Consider the following 22057-nt stretch of genomic DNA (forward strand, 5'->3'; position numbering starts at 1 on the left):
TGAATTATGCAAATGTGCTAGCACATTTTGCCATGTGTGAAAGAGCTTAGGAATTACATACTGCGATCATGATCCAAATCTTAGGAAGCGACCATGACGCAAGTGACGACACAAAAAACATATCTAAATCGTCCTAAAGCCATTGGCATTACGGTACGTCGAGCACAATTCAATCCTAAAGCGATTCGCCGGCATTATTTTGCAAATTCACCGGTGATGTCGCATTTGTTGACGGCATTGTCATCGACCTTTCCCATTGGTGAGCAATTCTTTGTGCATAGCGTGCGCAATGTACGCGATAAAGTCAGTGATGAAAAATTACAAGCTGAGATCGCAGCATTCATTGGGCAAGAAGCGATGCATTCCAAAGCCCATGCTGAATTTAACGATGCTTGGCGCAGTGAAACCTATAATTTAGATCGTTTCCAAGCATGGCTGGCGCGTAAAGACAGCTATGTAAAAAACTTACATCCAAAAATACAGTTAGCAATCACCTGTGCATTTGAACATTTTACCGCTTTACTTGGCGGCTATATTTTAAGACATCCTGAAGTGCTCAGTACTTTAGATGATGATGCAGTGAAACTTTGGGTTTGGCATGCGATTGAAGAAATTGAGCATCGCGCAGTGGCATTTGATGTATATCAACATGTCTATGGAGATGACAAAATACGCCGCATGATTATGCGCAGTGTGACCACGGGTTTTGCAAGTCTTACGTTTTATTCTACAACGAAACTATTTATGCAGGATAAGAAAAAAAGTTTGCCGAAGGTTGGTGGAAATATATTCGGGGCGTATTTATTGGCAAAAATGTTTATTCAATTGACGCCAGAATATTTGTCATATTACAAAGCAGAATTCCATCCGAGCGAAATTGATTACAGTCAGATCGTGAAATATTGGAAAGAACGCCTTGCTGATGAATATCAAATGGAAAGTTTTCAGACTGAAACTACACCGCAATTGTATAGTTAATTCAAAATGTTAAAAAAGCCCGAGTTGTGGGCTTTTTTTTATGCTAAATATTTTTCGAGTAGATCAGTTTAATCACAAAGAAAATACATAATTCATTCGAAAAATAAGGTTAGAATGAATTTATTTAAACAATTACAAATAAATACTTGAGGTTAAGGGTTATGAATTCAATGAAAAAAAGCATGCTCGCAATCGCATTAGTCAGTACGTTGACCCTGAGTGGTTGTGGCTATAACACATTACAAGTCAAAGACGAGGCCGTTACAGCAGCATGGTCTGAGGTGCAAAACCAATATCAACGCCGTGCAGATTTGGTACCTAACCTTGTCAATGTGGTTAAAGGTTACGCGAAACATGAGGAACAAGTACTGACCGAAGTGACTCAAGCACGTGCCAATGTTGCGGGCTTAAAAGTAGATAAGGAAGTTTTGGAAGATCCAGCACTGTTCCAAAAATATCAAGAAGCTCAAGCGCAGATGACCAGCGCACTTTCTCGTTTAATTGCAGTCTCGGAAAATTATCCAGACTTAAAAGCCAATGAGCAATTCCGTGATTTACAGGTACAGCTTGAAGGCACTGAAAACAGGATCGCTGTCGCACGTAATCGCTACATTACTACGGTACAAGACTTTAATGGCTATGCACGCCAGTTCCCGCAAGTGATGACGGCTAAAGTCATTGGTATGGATACAAAGCCTAACTTTAGCGCAGAGCAAAGTGCACAAACTGCACCGAAAGTTGATTTTAATTAATTGGCATCACTGCATTGTGAGGTGGGCTGATGGTGGATTTTGAGCTAAAACATACAGGTTTGTTGTGGTTGCAGCGCATGGTTTTAGCATGCTTATTGTGTGTGGTGGGTTTCACACATGCAGAAACTGCCACCGCTACAGATGTAGATGCTGAAACAGTTGTTGTCGGTAAAATATTAAAAGATCAACAGTCAGCTACGCAAAAAGATACAACAGCGCAGCCTGAAATCAAAATTCAGCAGCCGAATATCGCCAATGATATGGCAGATGGCGAGTCGATTCGTGGCTTGCCGACGCTCAATGAACCTGTAGTTGATGAGGCAAACTTACTTTCTGCTGCTGAAAAGCAAGCCATTAGCCAGAAAATTTTACAGTTACACGAACAAGGCAAGGCACAAATTGGCGTCGTGATTGTGCCAACCACAGGTCAAGAAGATATTTTTGATTACGCCATGCGTGTTGCAGAAAAATGGCAACTCGGTTCAGCAAAACGTGACAATGGGATATTCATGGCGATTGCTGTGAATGATCGTCGCATACAAATATTAACGGGTTATGGGTTAGAAGGAATCATGCCCGATATCATCGTTAGTCGCATAATTCGAAATCAAATTACACCTCATTTTAAGGAAGCCCAATATGCTCAAGGCATTGATGCTGGCTTAACGGAAATAACCCAAATTTTAAATCAAGACCCTGAAGTTGCAGCTCAAGCAGCCCAAGAGCTGAAAGAACGTCAGGAACAAGCCTTACACGAGCAACAAGCCAAAGAGAAAACGTTTACAACGGTTCTCATCATTTTGGTGATTGGTATTTTTGCATCCTTTATTGTGGGTAAGCGCTTAAGTGCGTCAACTGCTGCTGTTGCAGGTACCGTTGCTGGTTTGGTCAACGGAGCAGGTCTCCTCACTAGTCTGTTGATGGGTGGGGCAATTTTCTTTCTACTCATCACTGCCATTGCTCAAACCATTTTTCAAATGTTCCTTGCCGGTGGTGGGGGCGGTGGAGGCCGTAGTGGAGGTGGGGGCTTTGGTGGTGGAGGCTATAGCGGAGGCGGTGGTGGTTTTGGCGGTGGGGGAGCATCAGGTTCATGGTAACGAAAACAGAAACAACAGAAATTGTCACCTGTCCTAAAACACAGGAAATACAACAACCAAGTTTTAAACGTTGGTTGAAGCACTTCTTTTATATGCCTGCAGCAAACCGCTTTTTTAATAAGCAAGATCAGCAGGCCATTGCGCAAGCGGTGACAGAAGCTGAACATGGACATGTAGGTGAAATACAGGTGGTGATCGAAGGGCATATCCCTTCGAACCAAGCCTATTACCAAAATACCCGCGCACGTGCTGAACAGCTTTTTGCTGAACTGGGTGTGTGGGATACGGAATTTAATAGTGGTGTTTTGCTTTATTTAAACTTGTGTGAACGTCAAGTTGAAATTGTCATTGATCGTGGGATGAGACAGGCAACCAATGCCCAAGTGTGGCAGGCTATTTGCGCGCGAATTATCCAAAGCATGCAAAATAAAAAATACCGAATAGCTTTGACAGTAGGTGTAAAAGAGATTGGCGAAGTGATGGATCACTTTTATGCAGGTAAGTCTGTAGATAGAGCTAATGAAATCGCAAATGCACCAATAATTCTGCGCTAAAAAACGGTGATAAAGTGACACAAATCGTCACTTTTAAACACAAAAAGAGACGTAATGATTACAAAAAATAAAAATATTTTTTTAAAGTGCTGTTTTTTCTGTTATTTTAACTATAATAAATCTTGGCACGCTCTGTGCTATTTATAAAACAAGCTACATAGCTTTATTAAATAATTAAATTAAAAAACATTTGTGGAGAATGTTATGAAATCAGTTCAAAAAGGTTTTACCTTAATCGAATTGATGATCGTTGTAGCGATCATTGGTATTTTGGCTGCAGTGGCAATTCCTGCGTATCAAGACTATACCAAGCGTGCAAAGGTAACAGAAGGTATTGCTTTGGCTGCTGGTGCAAAGACCACAGTTGTTGAGAATGCTGCAAGTGCAGCTCAATATGATTTAGGCTATTCAACGCCAACAGCTACTAAAGATGTAAAGTCAGTAGAGATTGATAATGCTAATGGGCAGATTACCATCACTTATGCTGCTCCAGTTCAGGATGATGGTACAATTATTTTACGTCCATATACTGGTACTGCAGCAGCACCAGTAGCATTACCAGCTTCAACAGCAGCTTACACTCCGCCAGCAACTCAAATCAACTGGGCTTGTGGTGCTGTTGGTGCAGCAGCTCCAGCTGTTGCAGGTACTTTAGAAGCAAAACTTGCTCCTTCTAACTGCCGTTAATCTTTAATATTAGAAAAAGCAGCTTCGGCTGCTTTTTTTATTTAATTATTAATATAAGAGATTATAATATGCATAAAATCAAAGAGTTTGCTTTAATTGAAATTCTGATTGTTGTTGCAATTATTGGCATTCTTATTCTATTTGCATTGGTTCAATATAATAGACATATGACTAAAAAAATGCTAGAAGTGATTGGTGCGGCAAGAATTGCCCAGCTTGCTGTTACAGAAGCAACGATAAGTGAAAAAGATTTAACTGTAGTAACTGCCTCAAATATAGGCTATCAATTTTCAAACAACTCACATAAATATATTAAGTAATTTAATCATAGAAGATCACACAGGCGTCATTACAATCACGACAAATTTACCGAGTGCTACGGGTACGCTAGTTTTTACACCAAGTCTGAATAGTACAACCAAACAAATAGAATGGTCATGTAGTAGCTCAATAATAAATATTCGTTACTTACCTTTAAATTGCCATTAATATAATGCAGATTTTAGATGTGTAGTGAAATTGAGGTATCAAAAGTGGCAAAAACAAAACGAACAAAGTTTTTTTTATCTCATCTAATCATTTCCATTAGTTTGGCTTTGCTAGTGATTGGATTGGTCTTTTTTATTTGGTATCCATCGCCACTTGCCACAGCAGTTGGTGTGACCCATATCTTTTTAATGCTGTTGGTCATCGACGTGATTTTAGGACCAGTTTTAGGCTTATTGGTCTACAAGGAAGGCAAAAAAACACTTAAATTTGACCTAAGTGTCATTATTTTGATTCAAATCGCGGCTTTATGTTATGGGGTATATAGTATTGAACAAGGTAGACCCGTATGGATCGCCTATAATGTTGATCGTTTTGAATTAGTGCGTAAAAATGAACTTATTACCGAGCATCTAGATCAAGCGAAAATTCAATTTCAAAAAACTTCATTTTTAAGACCTCAATATGTAGCTGTTGAATTCGCTCAAGACAAATTACAACGTGAAAACGATATGTTTGCTGAAGCCTTAGGTGGAATATCAATTGCTCAAAAGCCAGAACGTTATGTGGATTTTACAAAAGCCTTACCACAAATAAAAAAACGTGCAAAAAGCCTTAATAATTTAGAACAATTTAATGATCATGAACAGGTGCGAAAGATATTGGTGAAATATCCTCAAGCGACCGGATATGTCCCTTTAAAAGCCAATGCTGTAGATATGACTGTGCTAGTCAATAAACAAACAGGTGAAGTGATAAAAATCGTTGACCTTCGCCCTTGGTAGTGATTTGTGAATAATAAAAAACCCGCATCTGCGGGTTTTTTTATAATTTTAAATCTGACTTTGAATATAATTTTCTATACCCACAGTCTCAACAAGGTCCAACTGGGTTGTGGTCCAGTCCAGCCATTCTTCTTCTTTTTCTAAGATTTCTTGAGCCAGATCTCGAGTGACATAATCTAACTGTTCTTCTGCTAGTTTAACTGCAGTTTGAATGGCTTCAATGTTCTCTTTGACTTTACGTACATCACAATTTAAGACTTCAACGGTATGCTGACCGATATAGAGTTTACCGAGGTGCTGTAAATTTGGTAAACCTTCTAAAAACAAAATTCGCTCAATAATTTTATCAGCATGCTTCATTTGACGAATTGATTCTTTATATTCTGCAGAACCGAGTTGCTCAATGCCCCAATCGTTAAACATGCGTGAATGAAGAAAATATTGGTTAATTGCAGTTAAATGATGATAAAGCACCTGATTTAACTGATTAATTACATCACGATTGCCTTTCATGTCTGACTCCTTAACTGCAATAAAGCTCGAATTAAGCAATATAAATTCGATATTAGAATAGAAATATCTTAAACAACAAAGTGTAATTTAGCGAGTGTTTTATAGAACAGCAAATGAAAATCACAATCAAAACAAGGCACTAATTTTCAGGTTTTAATAAATAAAAACCCGCTTAGAGTCAGAAGCGGGGGAGGAGTAATGGTCGAAGACCATTGGTTTTATAATTATGATTGTTGATGAAACTTAAAAACTTGGTTTAAGCAGCAATTGCGATACGGGCTGCAATTTGCGCAACTTCATCACTGATGATCATACGTGCTTCAGGAGCACAGCGACCACAACAGGTGCCTAAATCAAGCATATCGCGAACTTCACGATAGCTTTCTGCACCATTGGCAATTGCATCTTTAATGTCTTGATCAGTAATACCACGGCACAAACAAACGTACATGAAATCAAACCAAGTGAATAAATGGGATAAGTAATATTATTGATAATTATTATCGTTTGTCAATAAAAATCATCTAAAAATACTTTTATGCTGATTGAGTTTTTGAATAAAAAATGTCATTTAAGCGGAAATCTGAGTAATGCTCAGATTTCCGTATGAGACTTCTATTCTTTTAGAATTTGATATTCAGTGATGGGCTTAAGCGGTGTTTACTAACTTATTGATTAATAATCACCACGCCATCCATTTCAACCAAAGCACCTTTTGGTAGACTTGCTACGCCGAGTGCTGCACGTGCAGGGTAGGGTTGAGCAAAGTATTCGCCCATAATTTGGTTGACCAATTGGAAGTTAGAAAGGTCAGTGAGGAAAATATTCAGCTTGGCGATATCGGCTAGCGTACCACCTGCAGCTTCACATACCGCTTTTAAGTTGTCGAATACACGGCGAATTTGAGCTTCAATGCCTTCTACCAGCTCCATGCTATATGGATCTAAGCCAATTTGACCTGATAAATACAAAGTGTCGCCCACTAAAATGGCTTGTGAGTAAGTACCAATTGCAGCGGGTGCATTTTCAGTATGGATTACCTGGCGGGACATCTATTTCTCCTATTATCATCACAGACACGTCACATATACATATGGTGTCAGGTTAGCTGGCAACTTTCGCAGGCTCAGCAATGGCAACAGGTTGTGCCAAACGACTGATGCGTGGGAAGCCAAAATGCATTCTTAAATTACGGATAATTTCGGCAATTTGTTTACGGTTATGTACAACGATATTCACATAGGTTTTTTCTTCATGTGAGCGGACAGTTTCTACACCCACTTTCTCTTTACGGCATAGATAGATCAGTTCTGAAATTTGCTCATCATTTAACAGCATGTTTAAGCATAAATAGGCTGTAAAACTAATGTCTTCACTGTCTTCTGTTGTCCAGTGTAAAGGCATGATATTTTCAGGATGTAAATGCTGTTCATGCAATAAATTATGACAACGTGAACGGTGCACAATCAAACCACGACGTGATAAATGCCCTTGTATTGGATCACCTAAAACCGGGTTACAGCAGTGCGCATATTTAACGTCGACACCATCTGTGCCCAAGATCAAGCGTGCAGAATTTGAAGTCTGAATAGTATCTTGAGCATATAAATGATTGGCAACCAATTGAGGCAGTAAATCACCCACGGCAATCTGTTCAAATAATTGTTCTTTATCATTTAAATGACGCCAATTCAGCACATTTTCCCAATCCCCTAATGTCAAATCACTTACAGAACGGTTAAAGAGTTTTAATGCGCGATTTAAAGCTTGCTGACCAACTAAACGTTGTTCATCTTGGTCTTGGTCACGTAGGATATTTTGTAATGCGCGGCGGGCTTTTTGGGTATTAATAAAGCTGAGCCAGTCAGGGTTTGGTGTTGCAAGAACATCAGTGATAATTTCAATCACTTGACCACTCAGTAATGGTGTTGAAAGGGGCTTGGTTTCCCCATCAATTTTCGCACCAACGGCATGGTTGCCCAAAAATAAGCTTGCTGAATAAGCGAAATCAACCGCTGTGGCACCCTGAGGGAGTTCATGCAAATGACCATGTGGGGTATAAACCCAAATTTTCTCTTGATGTAGATAATCGAGTAATTCACTAAATGTGGTCTTGGCACATGCACCATCAACTAATACATTTAAATTTTGCATGGAGGCTTGGATCGCTGAGCGACAAGCTTGCGGTGCATTTTCACCGAGAACCACACCAAAGCGTGCCGCTTTACGCATCAGCTCCGTTTGGATGGTTAGCGATAAAATGGTCTTTTCACCTTTTAAGCGCATCATCAGTGATTGGTTGCCACCAGGGAGTGGACGACGGATATGATCGGCGTAATTAAGAACTTTAAAGCTTTCTTTGAGGATGTCTGCAAGTCGGTCACAGTCTGCGATACTTTGTAAAATAATTTCAAAGGCATGACTATGGGTGAGCTCTTGCAGATCGATATCGTTTTTTACAAAGTGGCGAAGTAATTCAATATTATTATTTTTCTTTTTAATTCGACCTGAAATATGGTGCTGTTCAAGTAGGGTAGTGAGGTTGTTTTCCCACTTAGTTTGGTATTCGCAGCGTTTCGGTTTGGTTTGTAATAAAGCTTCTTGAACATTGTTATACATATCTAAGTCGAGATTTTGATAACACAAATGTTCAAGGTTGTCGGCCATTTCATTCATACCGACAAGACGTGCCATAGGCACAAAAATTTCAAAGGTTTCTTGGGCAATACGAGCACGCTTATCGGGGCGTAAAGCACCTAGTGTGGTCATATTGTGATAACGATCCGCCAGTTTAATAATAATGACACGTGGGTCTTGTAGGGTGGCTTGCAGAATTTTACGGAAGGATGCGGCTTTATTATATTCTTTATCACTAGAATGGCTGAGTTTGGTGACACCGTCGACGAGTTCAGCAACCGTCAGACCAAATTTTTCAGTAATATCTTGTTTGGTAAATTCGGTATCTTCGATGACATCATGCAGTAAAGCGGCCATTAAAGTTTCCGCATCAAGACGCATATGCGCCAAAATACAGCTCACCGCAATTGGGTGAAGGATGTAGGGTTCGCCACTTTTACGGGTAATGCCATCATGGGCAATATCCGCATAGTCGCAAGCTTCAAGCACGCGTTCGACATCACTTACTGAAAGGTAAGCGTCGATAATCACATTTAACTGTTGCTTGGCTTGGCTGACCATTGGGCCTGGCATAGAACACCCTTTTACTACTGATTTACAAATGAAACGGTTAATACTTTAATGAAATGCATATCGCATGACTTGTCAATTTTTTAGTTTAAAAAAATGAAAATCTTTTTTGCTTGCTTTGCACGTCTTAAGCTTATGTTATAACTGTTCTGAGTAAAATATTAAAGAGAATCCATAAAAAAAGCCTAGTTAAAAACTAGGCTTTTAAGGTCAGGTTTATCTTATTGGAAAGAAAAACCGTCTAAGTTTAGGTTATTTGCAGAAAGTGCAAGGTCTAAACTTGAAGTTTGGTAGTCTTGTTCACGTTGTTTCAAAATGTCTTTAGAAACGTGACCCGCTGCGATTTCACGAAGAGCAACAACGGTTGGTTTGTCATTGTCCCACTCAACAGTAGGTTCGATACCTTGACGTGCCAATTGACGCGCGCGTTTGCTTGCCACTAGTACAAGCTCAAAGCGGTTGTCTACATGGTCTAAACAATCTTCAACGGTTACGCGTGCCATAAGAATTCTCGTTTGAATATAAATTTTTAACAGACTGTGCAGTATAAGGTGCTTTGTCTATAGACTCAAGTTTTAATCACTGTTCCGTAGGGGTGATTAATTTCTCAATCAGTTTTTCATGGCGCATAGCTTGTTGTTTTAAAACAAGACGATTGGCAATAATAACGGACTCTAAGTCATGCAGTGCTTTATTAAAGTCATCATTAATAATGATATAGTCAAAATTAACGTATTGCTGCATATCTTCTACGGCACAGCTGAGACGATGTTCAATCACTTCAACAGAGTCTGTACCACGATTGGATAAACGTTGACGTAAATCGAACTGACTCGGAGGAAGAATAAAAATTTGTCTAGATTCAGGAAAAAGTTTACGAACCTGTTCAGCACCTTGCCAGTCAATTTCAAGTAAAACGTCATGACCTTTGGCCAATTGTTCTTTTACTGTGCGCTGTGCAGTACCGTAATAATTACCAAATACTTCTGCATACTCAATGAAGCCGCCTTCATTTACCAAAGATAGAAAATCTTCTTTTTTAGCAAAATGGTAATGTACGCCGTCTAATTCGCCAGGACGCTGACCACGAGTGGTATGAGAAACAGAGACATGTAAATTGTTTACACGTTCAAGCAGGGCTTTAACGAGGGATGTTTTGCCCGTTCCCGAAGCAGCAGAAACGACAAACAAGAGACCCGACATGATATTTTTCCTGATATGATAAAATATCTTCTCTATTTTAGAGCAGACGCGCGCCAAACAAAATAGTTAGACGTCTATTGTTTACATTTATTTCAAGTGATACCCGTAAAATTGAGTGGGCATTGAGGATTCTATGGAAATTGTTTTAGCTAATCCACGCGGTTTCTGTGCAGGTGTTGATCGCGCCATCGCGATTGTGAACCGTGCACTGGAATGCTTTAACCCACCCATTTATGTACGTCACGAAGTGGTACACAATAAATTTGTGGTGGACGACTTGCGTCAACGCGGTGCGATATTTGTGGATGAACTGGATGAAGTGCCAGATGACAATATCGTGATTTTCAGTGCGCATGGTGTATCTAAAGCGGTACAACAAGAAGCTGAACGCCGTGGGCTAAAAGTTTTTGATGCGACGTGCCCTTTGGTGACCAAGGTGCATATAGAAGTGACCAAGTATGCACGTGAAGGTGTGGAAGCGATTTTGATTGGTCATGAAGGTCACCCAGAAGTTGAAGGGACGATGGGCCAATATGACACCAAAAATGGTGGTTTGATTTATTTGGTTGAAGATGAACAAGATGTTGCAGAGCTAAAAGTGGTGCATCCTGAAAAAGTAGCGTTTGTAACTCAGACAACGCTTTCTATAGATGACACAGCAAAAGTCATTGATGCCTTACGTCAGAAGTTCCCTGAAATTCAGGGGCCGCGTAAAGATGATATTTGTTATGCCACTCAAAACCGCCAAGATGCCGTACGTGATCTGGCTGAGCAATGTGATGTTGTATTGGTTGTGGGTTCGCCGAACTCTTCGAACTCGAATCGATTACGTGAATTGGCTGAACGGATGGGTAAGCATGCGTATTTGGTAGACAATGCAGATCAGTTGCAGCAAGACTGGTTTAATGAACAGACTAAAATTGGTGTAACTGCAGGAGCATCTGCACCTGAAATTTTAATTAAACAGGTAATTCAGCGACTACAAGATTGGGGGGCTAAATCTCCGCAAGAATTGGATGGTCGTGAAGAAAATATTACATTTAGTTTGCCAAAAGAGTTACGTATTCCTGTAACACAGGCATAAAGTGTTAATGACTTAACATTCTGAATTTTTTTAAGAATTGACAGATAATTGCTTTTTGGCAATTATCTGTTTTTTTATGCCTTTTATCCTGATTTGTGTTTGTTTTGTAATTTAATTAGATATTATTTTTAATAGGGTAAAGTTTGGCGCGCCTTGGGGGGAGTATGCAGAAAAATAAAGGATTTACGTTAATTGAGTTGATGGTGACGATTGCTGTAATAGCGATTATCGCGACTTTGGCTGCGCCTTCGTTTGGAGATATGATTGTTCGCCAAAATTTAAAGAAAAGCACAAATGAACTTATTGGAGTGTTAAATCAAACGCGGGCAAAGGCAGTCTTGGAACGTAGAAGTATAGATGTCAATTTAAATTTAGAAGAAACAGATGCATTGCCTATAGATACTGCCACAGTAGTGAATTGGATGCCTCATGGTAAAACACATTTAACGTCCGCAAGTGAAACAAGTATTACATATGGACTAAGTGGTGGAGTGGTTGGTGCAACAACAGATACTAGCTTTATTTTGTGTTCTGTAGCTGGTGGTAAGTCTCAAACAATTAGTGTTTCAAAAATGGGGACGATTCAACAAGTTGTTGAGGGTACATGCTAATGATTAAAAATAATAATCAACAAGGTGTTGGTTTGATTGAGGTTTTGGTAGCCCTTTTGATCCTTGCAATAGGGGTGATGGGTTTTATTGCTTTGCAATACCGTGCTATTGAGGCGACGGCTGAAAGTGGTTCGCGAATACAAGCAATCAATTTAGCACGTGATTTGGCTGAAAGAATGCGAGTAAATCGTGGTGCTGAAGAGGTTTATGCTTTTCAGCTGAATACAGCAAATACTCAGCGAGTTTTCCCAACAAATTGCTTTAATGCGAATTGTTCTAGTACTGATTTGGCTGATTTTGATGTTGCTCAGATTGCAACAAAAGCAAGAGTTATTGGAATGTCTGTAAATTACTTACCATGCCAAGGAAATACGGATAGCCGTAGATGTATTTATGTTGCGTGGGGAGATACTTCTGCTACTGATGGTGCTGAAGCGGGGAACTGTACAACAGGGGCTAGCTATGAACAGGAATCAACATGTTTGATTATGGAGGTTTACTAAATGAACCCAATTAAACAAGCAGGCTTTACCTTAATTGAATTGATGATTGCATTAGCTCTAGGTTTAGTAATCGTGGCAGCAGCCACAATGCTATTTCTAACAAGTTCGCGTAGCCAAGCATTACAGCAAGGACAGGCTAGTTTACAGGATGATGCTAATTTTGGGCTGAATTATATTGTGAAAGATATTCGGTTAGGGAACTTAAATACGGTTCAATCTAGCATCAACGATTTGACAACTTATGGTGGAGTGGTTTTTCGTTCATCTTCAAATTCTGTTGAGGTAAGTGGTGTAAAACAAGCAAATTTACCGATAAGTTTAGACGGCAATTCTGTAAATCAAACGCTTTTAAGCAGAAGCCGTGGTCTTTCAGTTGGAACGGCTCCACAGTGGACAGGGGTTTCTAACGTACAAGGGGGAGCTAGTGATCAGCTTACAATTCAATTTGTGCCTCAATATGTTTTAGATCACAAAGATACGGCAACTGAAACAGATGATGTTTGGTATGGTGGATCCGATTGTGAGGGGAATGAACTTGAATTTACTCGTACGGAAGGTCGACATGTTGTAGTGCAGCGTTATTTTTTAAGAGCAGATACGAATAATAGTACAAGTGAACCTAATTCACCTTTGGCATTGGCATGTGATGCGGGCCACTATCCCTTAGAGGGCTCACCAACTGAAATTGAAGGTTTGGGTGGAGCAGGTGAAATTATTATAAAAAGAGCAGATCAATTTAGAGTTTTATATTCGATTCAGTCAGGTAACAATCATCGTTATGTCGATGCAGCAACATACATGGCTATGAATCCACGTCCTAGAATTTTAGCTGTACAACTAGGGGTATTGGTGCGCTCAAATCAGACAGTGGGTGGTGGTGCTGATTTTAAAGATGATCAAGTCTTTCGTGTTTTAGATCAAGATGTAACCGTAACGACACCTGCAGCTGGTGCTCCTAAATATGCAAGACAAGTTGTCACGCAGACAGTATCGTTGCGTAACACTTTCGGGGAGAGAGGACAATGATAAATAAACAGCGTGGTGCAACTTTAATTGTTGTCTTATTTCTTTTACTTGCAATTATTGTCCTGGGAACTTTGGCTGTTCGCCAAAGTTTAGTGAGCTTAAATATTGCAACAAACAGTCAAGCTCAACAGCTTTTGCTTCAAAACTCGGACTCAGCTTTTTTTAATGTTGAGCGTGAAGACAATATCATTCAAGCATTAAGCTCGAGTGGTATGTTTGGATATATCAGTGGTGCTACAGATAAGGAAAAGGAAATGGTCTTTTGCTATCGCGGAGCAGAGCCAAGTTTTTTTGATATTAATCGTGCCAGTTTAATTTATTGGAAGCCTGGTGAAGCAGCCCCAACAAATAATGAATTTGGTGTAGATGGATACTGTAATGCTGATGAAAGTACGACTAACTTTTTTACCAGTGGTCGTAAAGTGGTTATGACGCAAGTAGCTGTAAAATTTACAAGTATTTCTGAAAATGATCCATTTTTCGGTGCGCAATTTGGTACGGATGATAAAACAGTTAAATTTGATAGTACTAAACCTGTCAAAGTGTTTGCGATCTCGGTTATGCCAACACTGACTAATGCATCAACAGCAGATATTAATAATTGTTTTAGAAATCATATGAGTGAAGCAACTGTACCTGAAGATACTTCAGTGGCACTAAATGCAATTTCACGTAAAACAGTGACAGAGTGTCTTGCTGATTTAAATGTTCCATATACATCACATGTGACTGAATATGTGATTGTTCAAGACTTTGTATAGATTTGGAGTAATGAAATGAAAAATCCCAACAAAAATTTTCTTAGTTCATGTCGTTATAAAGTATTAACAGCAAGTATAGCGGCAATGTCTACATTATTAATTACATCTAGTGTGGTGCAGGCAAGTGACATTGATATTTATCAAGATGCAAAGTCTGGTGATATTACATTGATGTTTATGCTAGATGTATCAGGGAGTATGACTGGGAGTGGTTCTTATGATGGTACAGGAATAACCCGAATAGCTCGATTAAAAACGGCCATGGATAACCTTTTAAATGGTACTGCAACAATTGATAAATTGGGTGATGATAAAATTATTGGTTTATCAACTTTAGGATCACCTAGCAATACAGAGTCAGGTGCGGTTTTAGTCCCTGCAAGAAGGTTAGATGCTGTTGTAGGGGGGAAAACGCAACGACAAATTTTGTGGCAGAAGATAAATGGATTGTCCGCTAATTCAAATACACCTACAGGGCGATCATATGCGACGACCATTTCATATTTAATGGGGACATCCACTAAAGATATTAATAATGGAGGTTGGAGTGAATCGGATAGTTTGACAAAGGATGGTAATAAGTATCTATCACCGTATTCATTGACTCAAACAGATGAAGTAAAAAAATGTAGTGGACAGGGTATCTATGTCTTAACAGATGGTGAACCTAATAAGGGTACAACTGCAGATTTGTCTAGAGCTGCAATTGGGAAAACAACTTTTCCCTCTTGTACGGGAACATCTCCAGGCTGGGATTGTATAGGTAAATTGAATTCAGCTTTATTGGATCCAACTAAAAATGCAAAACAGCTAAAATTTAAGACAGCTGTGGTGGGTTTTGGTAATAGTTTTAATAATATTCCAAAATATGATGTTAATAAATCACAAGCTGAAAATTTAGCCCCATTCGTAAATACTAATGGAACTAAAAAGACAAATTTAACGAATGTACAAGAAGCAGCATATTGGGGGATTATGGGGGAAGGAGGGTGGTATTCAGGTAATGAGTCTGCTGATATTGTAGAAAGTGTGAATGACTTTATCAGTAGTTTATCTAAAGATATTCCTTCTGTAACAACAGGTTCTCCGACCATCCCACGAGATGCATTGAATCCAGCTGAATTACAAAATAATGCTTATTATCAAACTTTCCAGCCAACACCAAATACAAATTACCAATTATGGCTGGGTAATTTGAAAAAATATTTAGTTGGCGATAATGGCATTCTAAAAGGCAAGAATTCGGCAACTGTATTTGAAACCGATGGCCGTATTAAAGAACCTACTTATGATGCTAACGGAAATATTACCTCTGCAGTTTATGATTATTGGGCAAAAAGCGTTAATACGGCTGTAGAAAATAGTGATGAAAATACAGTGGGCAGTAAGAAGTTTGCTGCACGTGGTGGTGCATGGTCACAAATGTTGCTTGGAGCAGATGTCCAAAAAAATACAGAAAGAAAGCTATTAACAAATCGTAAATTTGTTGGTAGTACCTTTGGTGGTACTAGTTCATTGCGTCAAGTTAAGCTAACTGATGTTACAGATGCAACATATAAAAATGATCCAAATCGTGGCTACTTGCTTACATTACTAGGATATAACTTAGATGTAGCAAATCCACCAACGACAGTGGATAATTTAATTACACAGCAACCTTTACGCCAAATGGGTGCAGTGATGCATTCTTATCCAGTTCTGGTAACGAATAAAGGTAAGTTGGAATATAACAAGACTAAAAAAGTTATGGAGTCAACCGGTCGTGAGGACTACGTATTATTTGGGACCACGCAAGGCTTACTACATGTGGTTGATGCAGACACAGGTGTAGAAAAGTTTGCTTTTGTGCCAAATGAAATGGTTGAGAATCAAAAAGATGCTTTCCGTTTATCCAGTGTTACCAATGGTGGAATGCAAAAACTTTACTATGGTATTGATGGAGCATGGAGCCTTTATACACAATATGTGGTAGATAGTTTTGGAAGTTTGGTTGTAGGAAATGGTCGTACTACCAGCCAGAAAGGTATGCAAATGGCATATGGTGGTTTGCGAATGGGGGGGCGCAGTTATTACGCATTAGACTTAAGTAATATTAATAGTCCTGAACTTAAATTTCATATTGATCCTGCAACTCAAAAAGTATATAGCGGAACAAAATCTACAACGTTTAGCCAGCTTCAATATATGGGGCAAAGTTGGTCTAAACCATCGATTGGTTGGATAAACTGGGGCGGTGAACGTAAACGAGTCATGTTAGTTGGTGGTGGGTATGATGCTGGTGGTGATGATGGAGATGCGCGTACAGGTGGGGTGAAAGGTTTATATGCTGGATATGAAAATGACACATATAATCCTACGAAATCAAAAGGTGCTGGCGTTTATATGTTTGACGCAGATAACGGTGATCTACTTTGGTGGGCAAGTGATAATGTTGCTACTACATCCGCAGCAGATACCAACACAGGTGTCATAGCAACGAAGCATTCTGATTTGAAATATAGTGTGGTAAGTGAGATACGTACTGTAGATCGTGATGGTGATGATTTAATCGATCATTTATATTTTGGAGATTTGGGTGGTCAATTATTTAGAGTGGATTTTGATAATAAGCAAAAGATAAAAGGTGCTGTTCCAAAAACACCTGTTAAGCTTTTAAGTTTAAATGCTGGTGCTAAAAGTCCTAGATTTTATGATATGCCAGGATTCTCTTTATATAATCAAAATGGTACGACCTTTGCTGTAATTTCACAGGGAAGCGGTAATCGTAGTACACCAATGAAGGATTTTTCTTCTACTGAAGCAGGTTATGATTACGATGCAATTTATAACATTTATGATAAAGATGTGGCACGTCGTGACTTATTCAATAGAACAACGGGTTTAAATACAGTAAATCTTCAAAAATCAAATCTAGGTGAAATTACAGATGCAAATCGTTTTGCTAATATCAACTTAGTTGCCCCTTATACAGGAACTGGAGGGTGGTTCTACAAATTCCAGAATTGTACGGTTGGTGTGGATGGTAAGCTGACAAATTGTAGTAACTATAAAAAACAAAGTGAAAAAGTTTTTGGTACTCCATTAGCAATGAACTATAAGCTTTATGTATCAACATTTGATGCGAGTAAACCTGGTATTTCTGGTGATTGTGGTGCTGGTGTAAAAGGTGAAAGTATGTTGACAGCATTCTGTATGCCTTTTGGCCAGTGTGCTTCTCAATTAGAACCTTCGCGTAGTGTTATTGGTGTGGGTATTCATACAGTAACCGTTGGTGGTACAGATGGTGGGGGTACTGGTGGTGAAGAATGTGTTGGTGAAAATTGTCCGCCTGTAGAATGCCAAGGCGAATCCTGCCCACCAAACGCGACTGGTAAAACAAGTGCCACTAATTATTGTATTAATACAAGTGGTCGAATTGCCTTAACCGTGACTGGTGGTTTTGGTAATGGTGAAGCGACAGAAGTGTGCCTTATCCCACAGCGTTGGTATGAAAAGCTCGCGCGTAAAGCATCATAGTGGGTGAGATATGAAAAGAAAAAACTTTTTTCAAGCAGGCTTCACGTTAATCGAGTTGATGGTGGTGGTGGTGATTGTGGCAATTTTTGCCGCAATCGCAATTCCATCTTATCAAGAGTACATTCGTCGGTCTCAGGCAACGCAAGCTCAAGATCAAATACAACAAATCGCAATGGCATTAGATCGGCATAAATCTAGAAATTTCAATTATCAAGGTTTTGTAATACCAACTGGTATGAATGTGCAGCCTAGAGGTGCAACGGGGGCTGCTATAAAATATAATTTTACAGTAGTACCAAGTGTTGGTGGTCAGACGTGGTTAATTACAGCGTTGGCTACAGATCCAAAGAATTACAATTTTTTAATGTCAAGTACTGGTGTACGGTGTAAAAATAAAACAGCTAATCTTATTGATTCAGCATCTATTTCATGTGGCACAGAAAATACGGGGCGTGAAGAATGGTGAATCGTATGATAAAAGGCTTCACGCTTATTGAGCTTATGATTGTGGTTGCAATTTTAGGTATACTTGCTGCTATTGCTTTTCCTTCCTATCAAGAGTACGTGAGAAAAACAAAAAGAGCTGAAGCACAGTCTGAAATGCTTGATCTAGCAAACCGAATTCAGCGCTTTAAAATTGCGAATTTTTCTTACGCCCCATTGATAAATAATGTTGAAGTACCGATGACGTTAAATGATTTACAGCATTCTGGAAATATTCCAAGTCAAGGTTCGGCTTTGTATACCATTCAATTAACCAATGTTACACCTACAACTTGGACATTGATTGCAACGCCGGTCGCAGCAGCATCTCAACAAAATGATGGCTCTATTTGCTTAAATCACCGAAGTCAAAAATTTTGGTCCAAAGGCCGAACGTGTACTATTGCTGATCTTTCTGATACTTCAACATGGTATAACCAATAACCTCAAATTCAAAATTGTGGATAAACACTTTTTGATCTTTCATTCAGGGCAAATTTCACGTAAAATATTGCCCTCTATGAAAGGGGTTTGAAATGTATCGATGGTCGGTACAGGGATAATCCGTAAAAACTATAAGGTTCTATCATGGTTGTTATTCGTCTTGCACGCGGTGGTGCTAAAAAACGTCCGTTCTATCAAATCATTGTGACTGATAGCCGTAATGCACGTGACGGTCGTTTCATCGAACGTATCGGTTTCTTCAACCCTACAGCTCAAGGTAAAGCTGAAAAACTTCGTTTAGATGCTGACCGTTTTGCTCACTGGGTTTCACAAGGTGCTCAACCTTCAGAACGTGTTGCTTCTTTAGCTGCTGAAGCTAAGAAAGCTGCAGCTACTGCTTAATTAGTAGTAGGTTACCCATGACACCAACACAGAATGTTCCCGAAGATCGTATTCAGATTGGACAGCTACGTTCAGCATATGGATTAAATGGGTGGCTCTGGGTCTATTCCAATACAGAACCTATGAGCAATATTTTTGACTACCTCCCTTGGTACATTGAGACCAAAGCAGGTTGGCAAACAGTAGATGTAAAACGTTGGAAACCACATGGCAAAGGCTTGGTTGTTTCGCTAAAAGGTGTGAGTGATCGTACCGCGGCAGATAACTTGGTTGGCGCAAATATCTGGATCTCTAAATCGCAACTGCCTCAAGCAGGCGTGGACGAGTACTACTGGTCAGATTTGAAGGGCTTAACAGTGTTAGGTCTTGGAGAAGATGAACAAGAAGTCAACCTCGGTCAAATCCACGAATTGTTTGAAACAGGTGCTAACGACGTGATGGTAGTTCGCGCTACTGCTGACAGCGTCGATAGCGAAGAGCGAATGATTCCATGGCATAAAGATGTGGTACAGCGTGTTGATCTCGAAGCTGGTCGTATCTACGTAAATTGGGGCGTAGATTATTAATCCTTTAAGGATTGACGCAGCAGGAAAATAGAGGAGTCTGCGATGTTTTTTGCAGTCATTACGCTTTTTCCTGAAATGTTTGAAGCGATTACAGCCTACGGTATTAGCGGGCGCGCAGCAAAACGTGACATTGTGCAAGTTCATTGTATCAATCCACGCGAATTTGCTGAGGGCAACTACAAAAGAGTGGATGAACGTCCATTTGGTGGTGGTCCAGGTATGGTGATGATGGCTGAGCCATTAGCGAAAGCAATTCATCGTGCCAAAGAGCTTGCCAAGCAAGCGGGTGCTGTTCATGTCCCTGTGGTGTATATGTCGCCGCAAGGAAAGACTTTAAATGAACCTGCGGTACAAGATTTCGTCAAATATGATGGATTGATTGTATTGTGTGGTCGTTATGAAGGTGTAGATGAGCGTTTGATCCAACAATATGTTGATCAGGAATGGTCAATAGGCGATTACGTTTTATCTGGTGGTGAACTCCCTGCGATGGTTCTATTAGATAGTGTGATTCGGAGACTTCCGGGTGTAATGTCTGATGAGCAATCACATGTGCAAGACTCATTTGTGGATGGTCTTTTAGATTGCCCACAATATACCAAGCCAGACCATTTTGAAGGTTTAGATGTTCCTGAAATATTAAAATCGGGACATCATGCCAATATTGAGAAATGGCGGTTTTTGCAGCGATATCAACGCACTTTAGAACGCCGACCTGAGTTGGTTGAAAAAGTTGAATTGACCAAGCAGCAAAAGAAATGGCTAAAAGATTCCAAGGTTTAATTTTTTAAATCTTATATTAGGCTCTTTATGCATTGAAGCGGTCAAGCATAAAGGGAAAGTCAATCGGGTCTATGCGCTTTAGCCTCTAGCCCCAGCGATGATTAGACCTCTTCTAACTCGCATAATCGGAGATACCCCATGAGCGGTAAACATCCTTTAGTACAAGCTGTTGAAAATGCACAGTTGAAACAAGACATCCCTGCTTTTGCTCCTGGTGACACAGTAGTTGTTCAAGTTAAAGTAAAAGAAGGTGAGCGTGAACGTCTTCAGGCATTTGAAGGTGTTGTAATTGCTAAGAAAAATCGTGGTTTGAACTCTGCGTTCACAGTACGTAAAATTTCTAGCGGTTTCGGTGTTGAGCGTGTATTCCAAACTCACTCACCAATCGTTGCTGGTATCGAAGTGAAACGTCGAGGTGACGTTCGTCGTGCTAAACTTTACTACCTACGTGAATTGTCTGGTAAAGCTGCACGTATTCGTGAAAAATTACCAGCTCGTAAAGCAAAATAATTTGTTTTACAACGCTGTAAAAAATGCGCCTTTTGGCGCATTTTTTATGCGAGAAAGAAAATTATAAACCTTGAAGTTTTAAACGATTGGCATGTTGACGATAAACGTCGACAGGATCTGGTGCGAACAACGCTTTGAGACCAAGCACTTGGTTGACTTCATCTAAATGGTTCCAGTTGTAGTTATCACGAATGGTTTTACCAAATTTGGCACTACAGCGTGATACGAGGCCATCATTGTCTTTTCCGCCATCGATCAGTAATGCGGTCACTTTTAGTGCTGAGTCTAAATCTAAAATATTGGTGATTTGGCCAACGCCTGTAAATGAATAGTTGTAAATGCCTTTTTCCACGCTATTGCCATCAGCACAATTGGATTTAGGCAAGCCCAGAGGGAATGCGGCGTTATACTTTGCAGAACCCGCTAGCGTTAAACTTGAACCACCTGCCAATGCGTCATGAGGATAAGTCGTTGGATCTAGACCTTGCGCCCAAACAATGGCTTTAGAGACAAAATTCACAGCTCCGACTAAGGGTGCTTCGACAGCGGTGCCTTCAGCTTTTAAAATTAAGTCTGCTACAGGGGAGCCTTGATGAGGTCCTGCAACACTGGTTAATGAAGCCACCACATCTGGGCGCACACCGGCAACATAACGAATTGTTGGCCCACCATGGCTGTGTCCAATCAAATTCACCTTATCCGCACCTGTGAGTGCTTGGATTTCAAGAACTTGTTGTAGAAGCTGTTCGCCACGCACTTCGGTAGAGTTAAAAGGCGATACGCGAGTTGCCCAAACATTTGCACCATTTCGGGCAAGATCAGGAAGGATTTGATACCAATAGTCGAGTCCAAATGAGTCCGTACCAACGGTAATAAAACCACCCATACCATGGTTAAATACGATTGGATATTTGGTCTTTGCATAGCTAGAACTAGTTTTGGCGGTGACTTGGGTTGCTTGCGAGGCAGATACATTACCGATGAACGTAGCTGCAATTAAACCTGCTAAAAATGGTCCGTATTTCATGAGCGATCCTCAATGTATTATTGTTTTATGACAATATTTATTGTCACTTCTAATAAAGCAATAAAGATCACCTGTTGCA

The 22057-nt window shown here is 39.8% G+C and carries 27 protein-coding genes; 20 read left to right on the plus strand and 7 right to left on the minus strand.

The features are described 5' to 3' along the window. Window positions 1-93: 93 nt before the first annotated feature. The 8 genes from FTV37_RS00665 to tfpZ all read left to right on the plus strand — a co-directional run bounded on the left by FTV37_RS00665 (window position 94) and on the right by tfpZ (window position 5339). Window positions 94-978, plus strand: a complete 885-nt coding sequence (locus FTV37_RS00665; RefSeq protein ID WP_180062812.1) for a metal-dependent hydrolase — start codon at window positions 94-96, stop codon at window positions 976-978. A gap of 161 nt (window positions 979-1139) precedes the next feature. Beyond that, the gene (locus FTV37_RS00670; RefSeq protein ID WP_078189372.1) at window positions 1140-1730 is read left to right on the plus strand and encodes a LemA family protein; all 591 of its coding nucleotides are present in this window, start codon (window positions 1140-1142) and stop codon (window positions 1728-1730) included. A 29-nt stretch (window positions 1731-1759) separates the two neighbouring features. Continuing rightward, the gene (locus tag FTV37_RS00675) at window positions 1760-2827 is read left to right on the plus strand and encodes a TPM domain-containing protein (RefSeq protein ID WP_180062813.1); all 1068 of its coding nucleotides are present in this window, start codon (window positions 1760-1762) and stop codon (window positions 2825-2827) included. Further along, on the plus strand, window positions 2821-3381 hold the full coding sequence (locus tag FTV37_RS00680; RefSeq protein ID WP_180062814.1) for a TPM domain-containing protein: 561 nt from the start codon (window positions 2821-2823) through the stop codon (window positions 3379-3381). The genes FTV37_RS00675 and FTV37_RS00680 overlap by 7 nt, the downstream gene beginning before the upstream one ends. A 204-nt stretch (window positions 3382-3585) precedes the next feature. Continuing rightward, entirely contained in the window at window positions 3586-4068 is a 483-nt protein-coding gene (locus FTV37_RS00685; protein WP_180062815.1) for a pilin, read from the plus strand. Between the two features lie 68 nt (window positions 4069-4136). Next, entirely contained in the window at window positions 4137-4388 is a 252-nt protein-coding gene (locus FTV37_RS00690) for a prepilin-type N-terminal cleavage/methylation domain-containing protein (protein ID WP_180062816.1), read from the plus strand. Window positions 4389-4422: 34 nt separating this feature from the next. Next, entirely contained in the window at window positions 4423-4557 is a 135-nt protein-coding gene (locus FTV37_RS18125) for a hypothetical protein (protein WP_373683551.1), read from the plus strand. A 44-nt stretch (window positions 4558-4601) separates the two neighbouring features. Further along, the gene (gene tfpZ / locus FTV37_RS00695) at window positions 4602-5339 is read left to right on the plus strand and encodes a TfpX/TfpZ family type IV pilin accessory protein (RefSeq protein ID WP_373683545.1); all 738 of its coding nucleotides are present in this window, start codon (window positions 4602-4604) and stop codon (window positions 5337-5339) included. Window positions 5340-5387: 48 nt separating this feature from the next. Here the strand turns inward: tfpZ and bfr are convergent, their stop codons facing one another. From bfr to gmk, 6 genes are all read right to left on the minus strand, one after another. Further along, window positions 5388-5852 (minus strand): bacterioferritin, encoded by a 465-nt coding sequence (gene bfr / locus FTV37_RS00700; RefSeq protein WP_180062818.1) that lies wholly within the window; start codon window positions 5850-5852, stop codon window positions 5388-5390. Window positions 5853-6108: 256 nt separating this feature from the next. Next, window positions 6109-6303: a bacterioferritin-associated ferredoxin gene (locus FTV37_RS00705; protein WP_078192519.1), complete on the minus strand. Its 195-nt coding sequence runs from the start codon at window positions 6301-6303 to the stop codon at window positions 6109-6111. 217 nt (window positions 6304-6520) lie between these two features. Further along, window positions 6521-6904, minus strand: a complete 384-nt coding sequence (locus FTV37_RS00710) for a RidA family protein (protein ID WP_078189365.1) — start codon at window positions 6902-6904, stop codon at window positions 6521-6523. A gap of 52 nt (window positions 6905-6956) precedes the next feature. Then, the gene (locus FTV37_RS00715) at window positions 6957-9062 is read right to left on the minus strand and encodes a bifunctional (p)ppGpp synthetase/guanosine-3',5'-bis(diphosphate) 3'-pyrophosphohydrolase (RefSeq protein ID WP_180062819.1); all 2106 of its coding nucleotides are present in this window, start codon (window positions 9060-9062) and stop codon (window positions 6957-6959) included. Between the two features lie 218 nt (window positions 9063-9280). Next, window positions 9281-9562, minus strand: coding sequence for a DNA-directed RNA polymerase subunit omega (rpoZ, locus tag FTV37_RS00720; protein WP_067762989.1), 282 nt, complete (start codon window positions 9560-9562; stop codon window positions 9281-9283). Between the two features lie 76 nt (window positions 9563-9638). Further along, a complete protein-coding gene (gene gmk / locus FTV37_RS00725; protein WP_078192517.1) occupies window positions 9639-10262 on the minus strand; it encodes a guanylate kinase in 624 nt (207 codons plus the stop codon). Between the two features lie 133 nt (window positions 10263-10395). Between gmk and ispH the strand changes: the two genes are divergently transcribed. The 12 genes from ispH to rplS all read left to right on the plus strand — a co-directional run bounded on the left by ispH (window position 10396) and on the right by rplS (window position 20951). Next, complete coding sequence (gene ispH, locus FTV37_RS00730) at window positions 10396-11346, plus strand: 4-hydroxy-3-methylbut-2-enyl diphosphate reductase (protein WP_180062820.1); 951 nt, start codon at window positions 10396-10398, stop codon at window positions 11344-11346. A gap of 164 nt (window positions 11347-11510) precedes the next feature. After that, on the plus strand, window positions 11511-11957 hold the full coding sequence (locus tag FTV37_RS00735) for a Tfp pilus assembly protein FimT/FimU (RefSeq protein ID WP_180062821.1): 447 nt from the start codon (window positions 11511-11513) through the stop codon (window positions 11955-11957). After that, entirely contained in the window at window positions 11951-12460 is a 510-nt protein-coding gene (gene pilV, locus FTV37_RS00740; protein ID WP_180062822.1) for a type IV pilus modification protein PilV, read from the plus strand. The genes FTV37_RS00735 and pilV overlap by 7 nt, the downstream gene beginning before the upstream one ends. After that, the gene (locus tag FTV37_RS00745) at window positions 12461-13486 is read left to right on the plus strand and encodes a PilW family protein (RefSeq protein WP_180062823.1); all 1026 of its coding nucleotides are present in this window, start codon (window positions 12461-12463) and stop codon (window positions 13484-13486) included. Next, the gene (locus FTV37_RS00750) at window positions 13483-14247 is read left to right on the plus strand and encodes a pilus assembly protein PilX (RefSeq protein ID WP_180062824.1); all 765 of its coding nucleotides are present in this window, start codon (window positions 13483-13485) and stop codon (window positions 14245-14247) included. Before FTV37_RS00745 ends, FTV37_RS00750 begins: the two co-directional genes overlap by 4 nt. 15 nt (window positions 14248-14262) lie before the next feature. Then, window positions 14263-17763 carry a PilC/PilY family type IV pilus protein gene (locus tag FTV37_RS00755; RefSeq protein WP_180062825.1) on the plus strand — a complete coding sequence of 1167 codons (3501 nt, stop codon included), beginning with the start codon at window positions 14263-14265 and terminating at the stop codon, window positions 17761-17763. 10 nt (window positions 17764-17773) lie between these two features. Continuing rightward, complete coding sequence (locus tag FTV37_RS00760; protein WP_180062826.1) at window positions 17774-18229, plus strand: type IV pilin protein; 456 nt, start codon at window positions 17774-17776, stop codon at window positions 18227-18229. A gap of 5 nt (window positions 18230-18234) precedes the next feature. Further along, complete coding sequence (locus FTV37_RS00765; RefSeq protein ID WP_180062884.1) at window positions 18235-18690, plus strand: type IV pilin protein; 456 nt, start codon at window positions 18235-18237, stop codon at window positions 18688-18690. Between the two features lie 144 nt (window positions 18691-18834). After that, entirely contained in the window at window positions 18835-19092 is a 258-nt protein-coding gene (rpsP, locus tag FTV37_RS00770) for a 30S ribosomal protein S16 (RefSeq protein WP_078189354.1), read from the plus strand. A gap of 17 nt (window positions 19093-19109) precedes the next feature. After that, window positions 19110-19658: a ribosome maturation factor RimM gene (gene rimM, locus FTV37_RS00775; protein WP_078189353.1), complete on the plus strand. Its 549-nt coding sequence runs from the start codon at window positions 19110-19112 to the stop codon at window positions 19656-19658. 42 nt (window positions 19659-19700) lie between these two features. Continuing rightward, entirely contained in the window at window positions 19701-20441 is a 741-nt protein-coding gene (gene trmD / locus FTV37_RS00780) for a tRNA (guanosine(37)-N1)-methyltransferase TrmD (protein ID WP_180062827.1), read from the plus strand. A gap of 138 nt (window positions 20442-20579) precedes the next feature. Beyond that, window positions 20580-20951 (plus strand): 50S ribosomal protein L19, encoded by a 372-nt coding sequence (gene rplS / locus FTV37_RS00785; protein WP_078189351.1) that lies wholly within the window; start codon window positions 20580-20582, stop codon window positions 20949-20951. A gap of 61 nt (window positions 20952-21012) precedes the next feature. Here rplS and FTV37_RS00790 read toward each other — a convergent pair whose 3' ends face one another. Further along, window positions 21013-21978 carry a triacylglycerol lipase gene (locus FTV37_RS00790; RefSeq protein ID WP_180062828.1) on the minus strand — a complete coding sequence of 322 codons (966 nt, stop codon included), beginning with the start codon at window positions 21976-21978 and terminating at the stop codon, window positions 21013-21015. Window positions 21979-22057: the final 79 nt, after the last annotated feature.

Origin of the sequence: Acinetobacter sp. YH16042 (assembly GCF_013417245.1) — a bacterium.
GTDB lineage: Bacteria > Pseudomonadota > Gammaproteobacteria > Pseudomonadales > Moraxellaceae > Acinetobacter > Acinetobacter amyesii.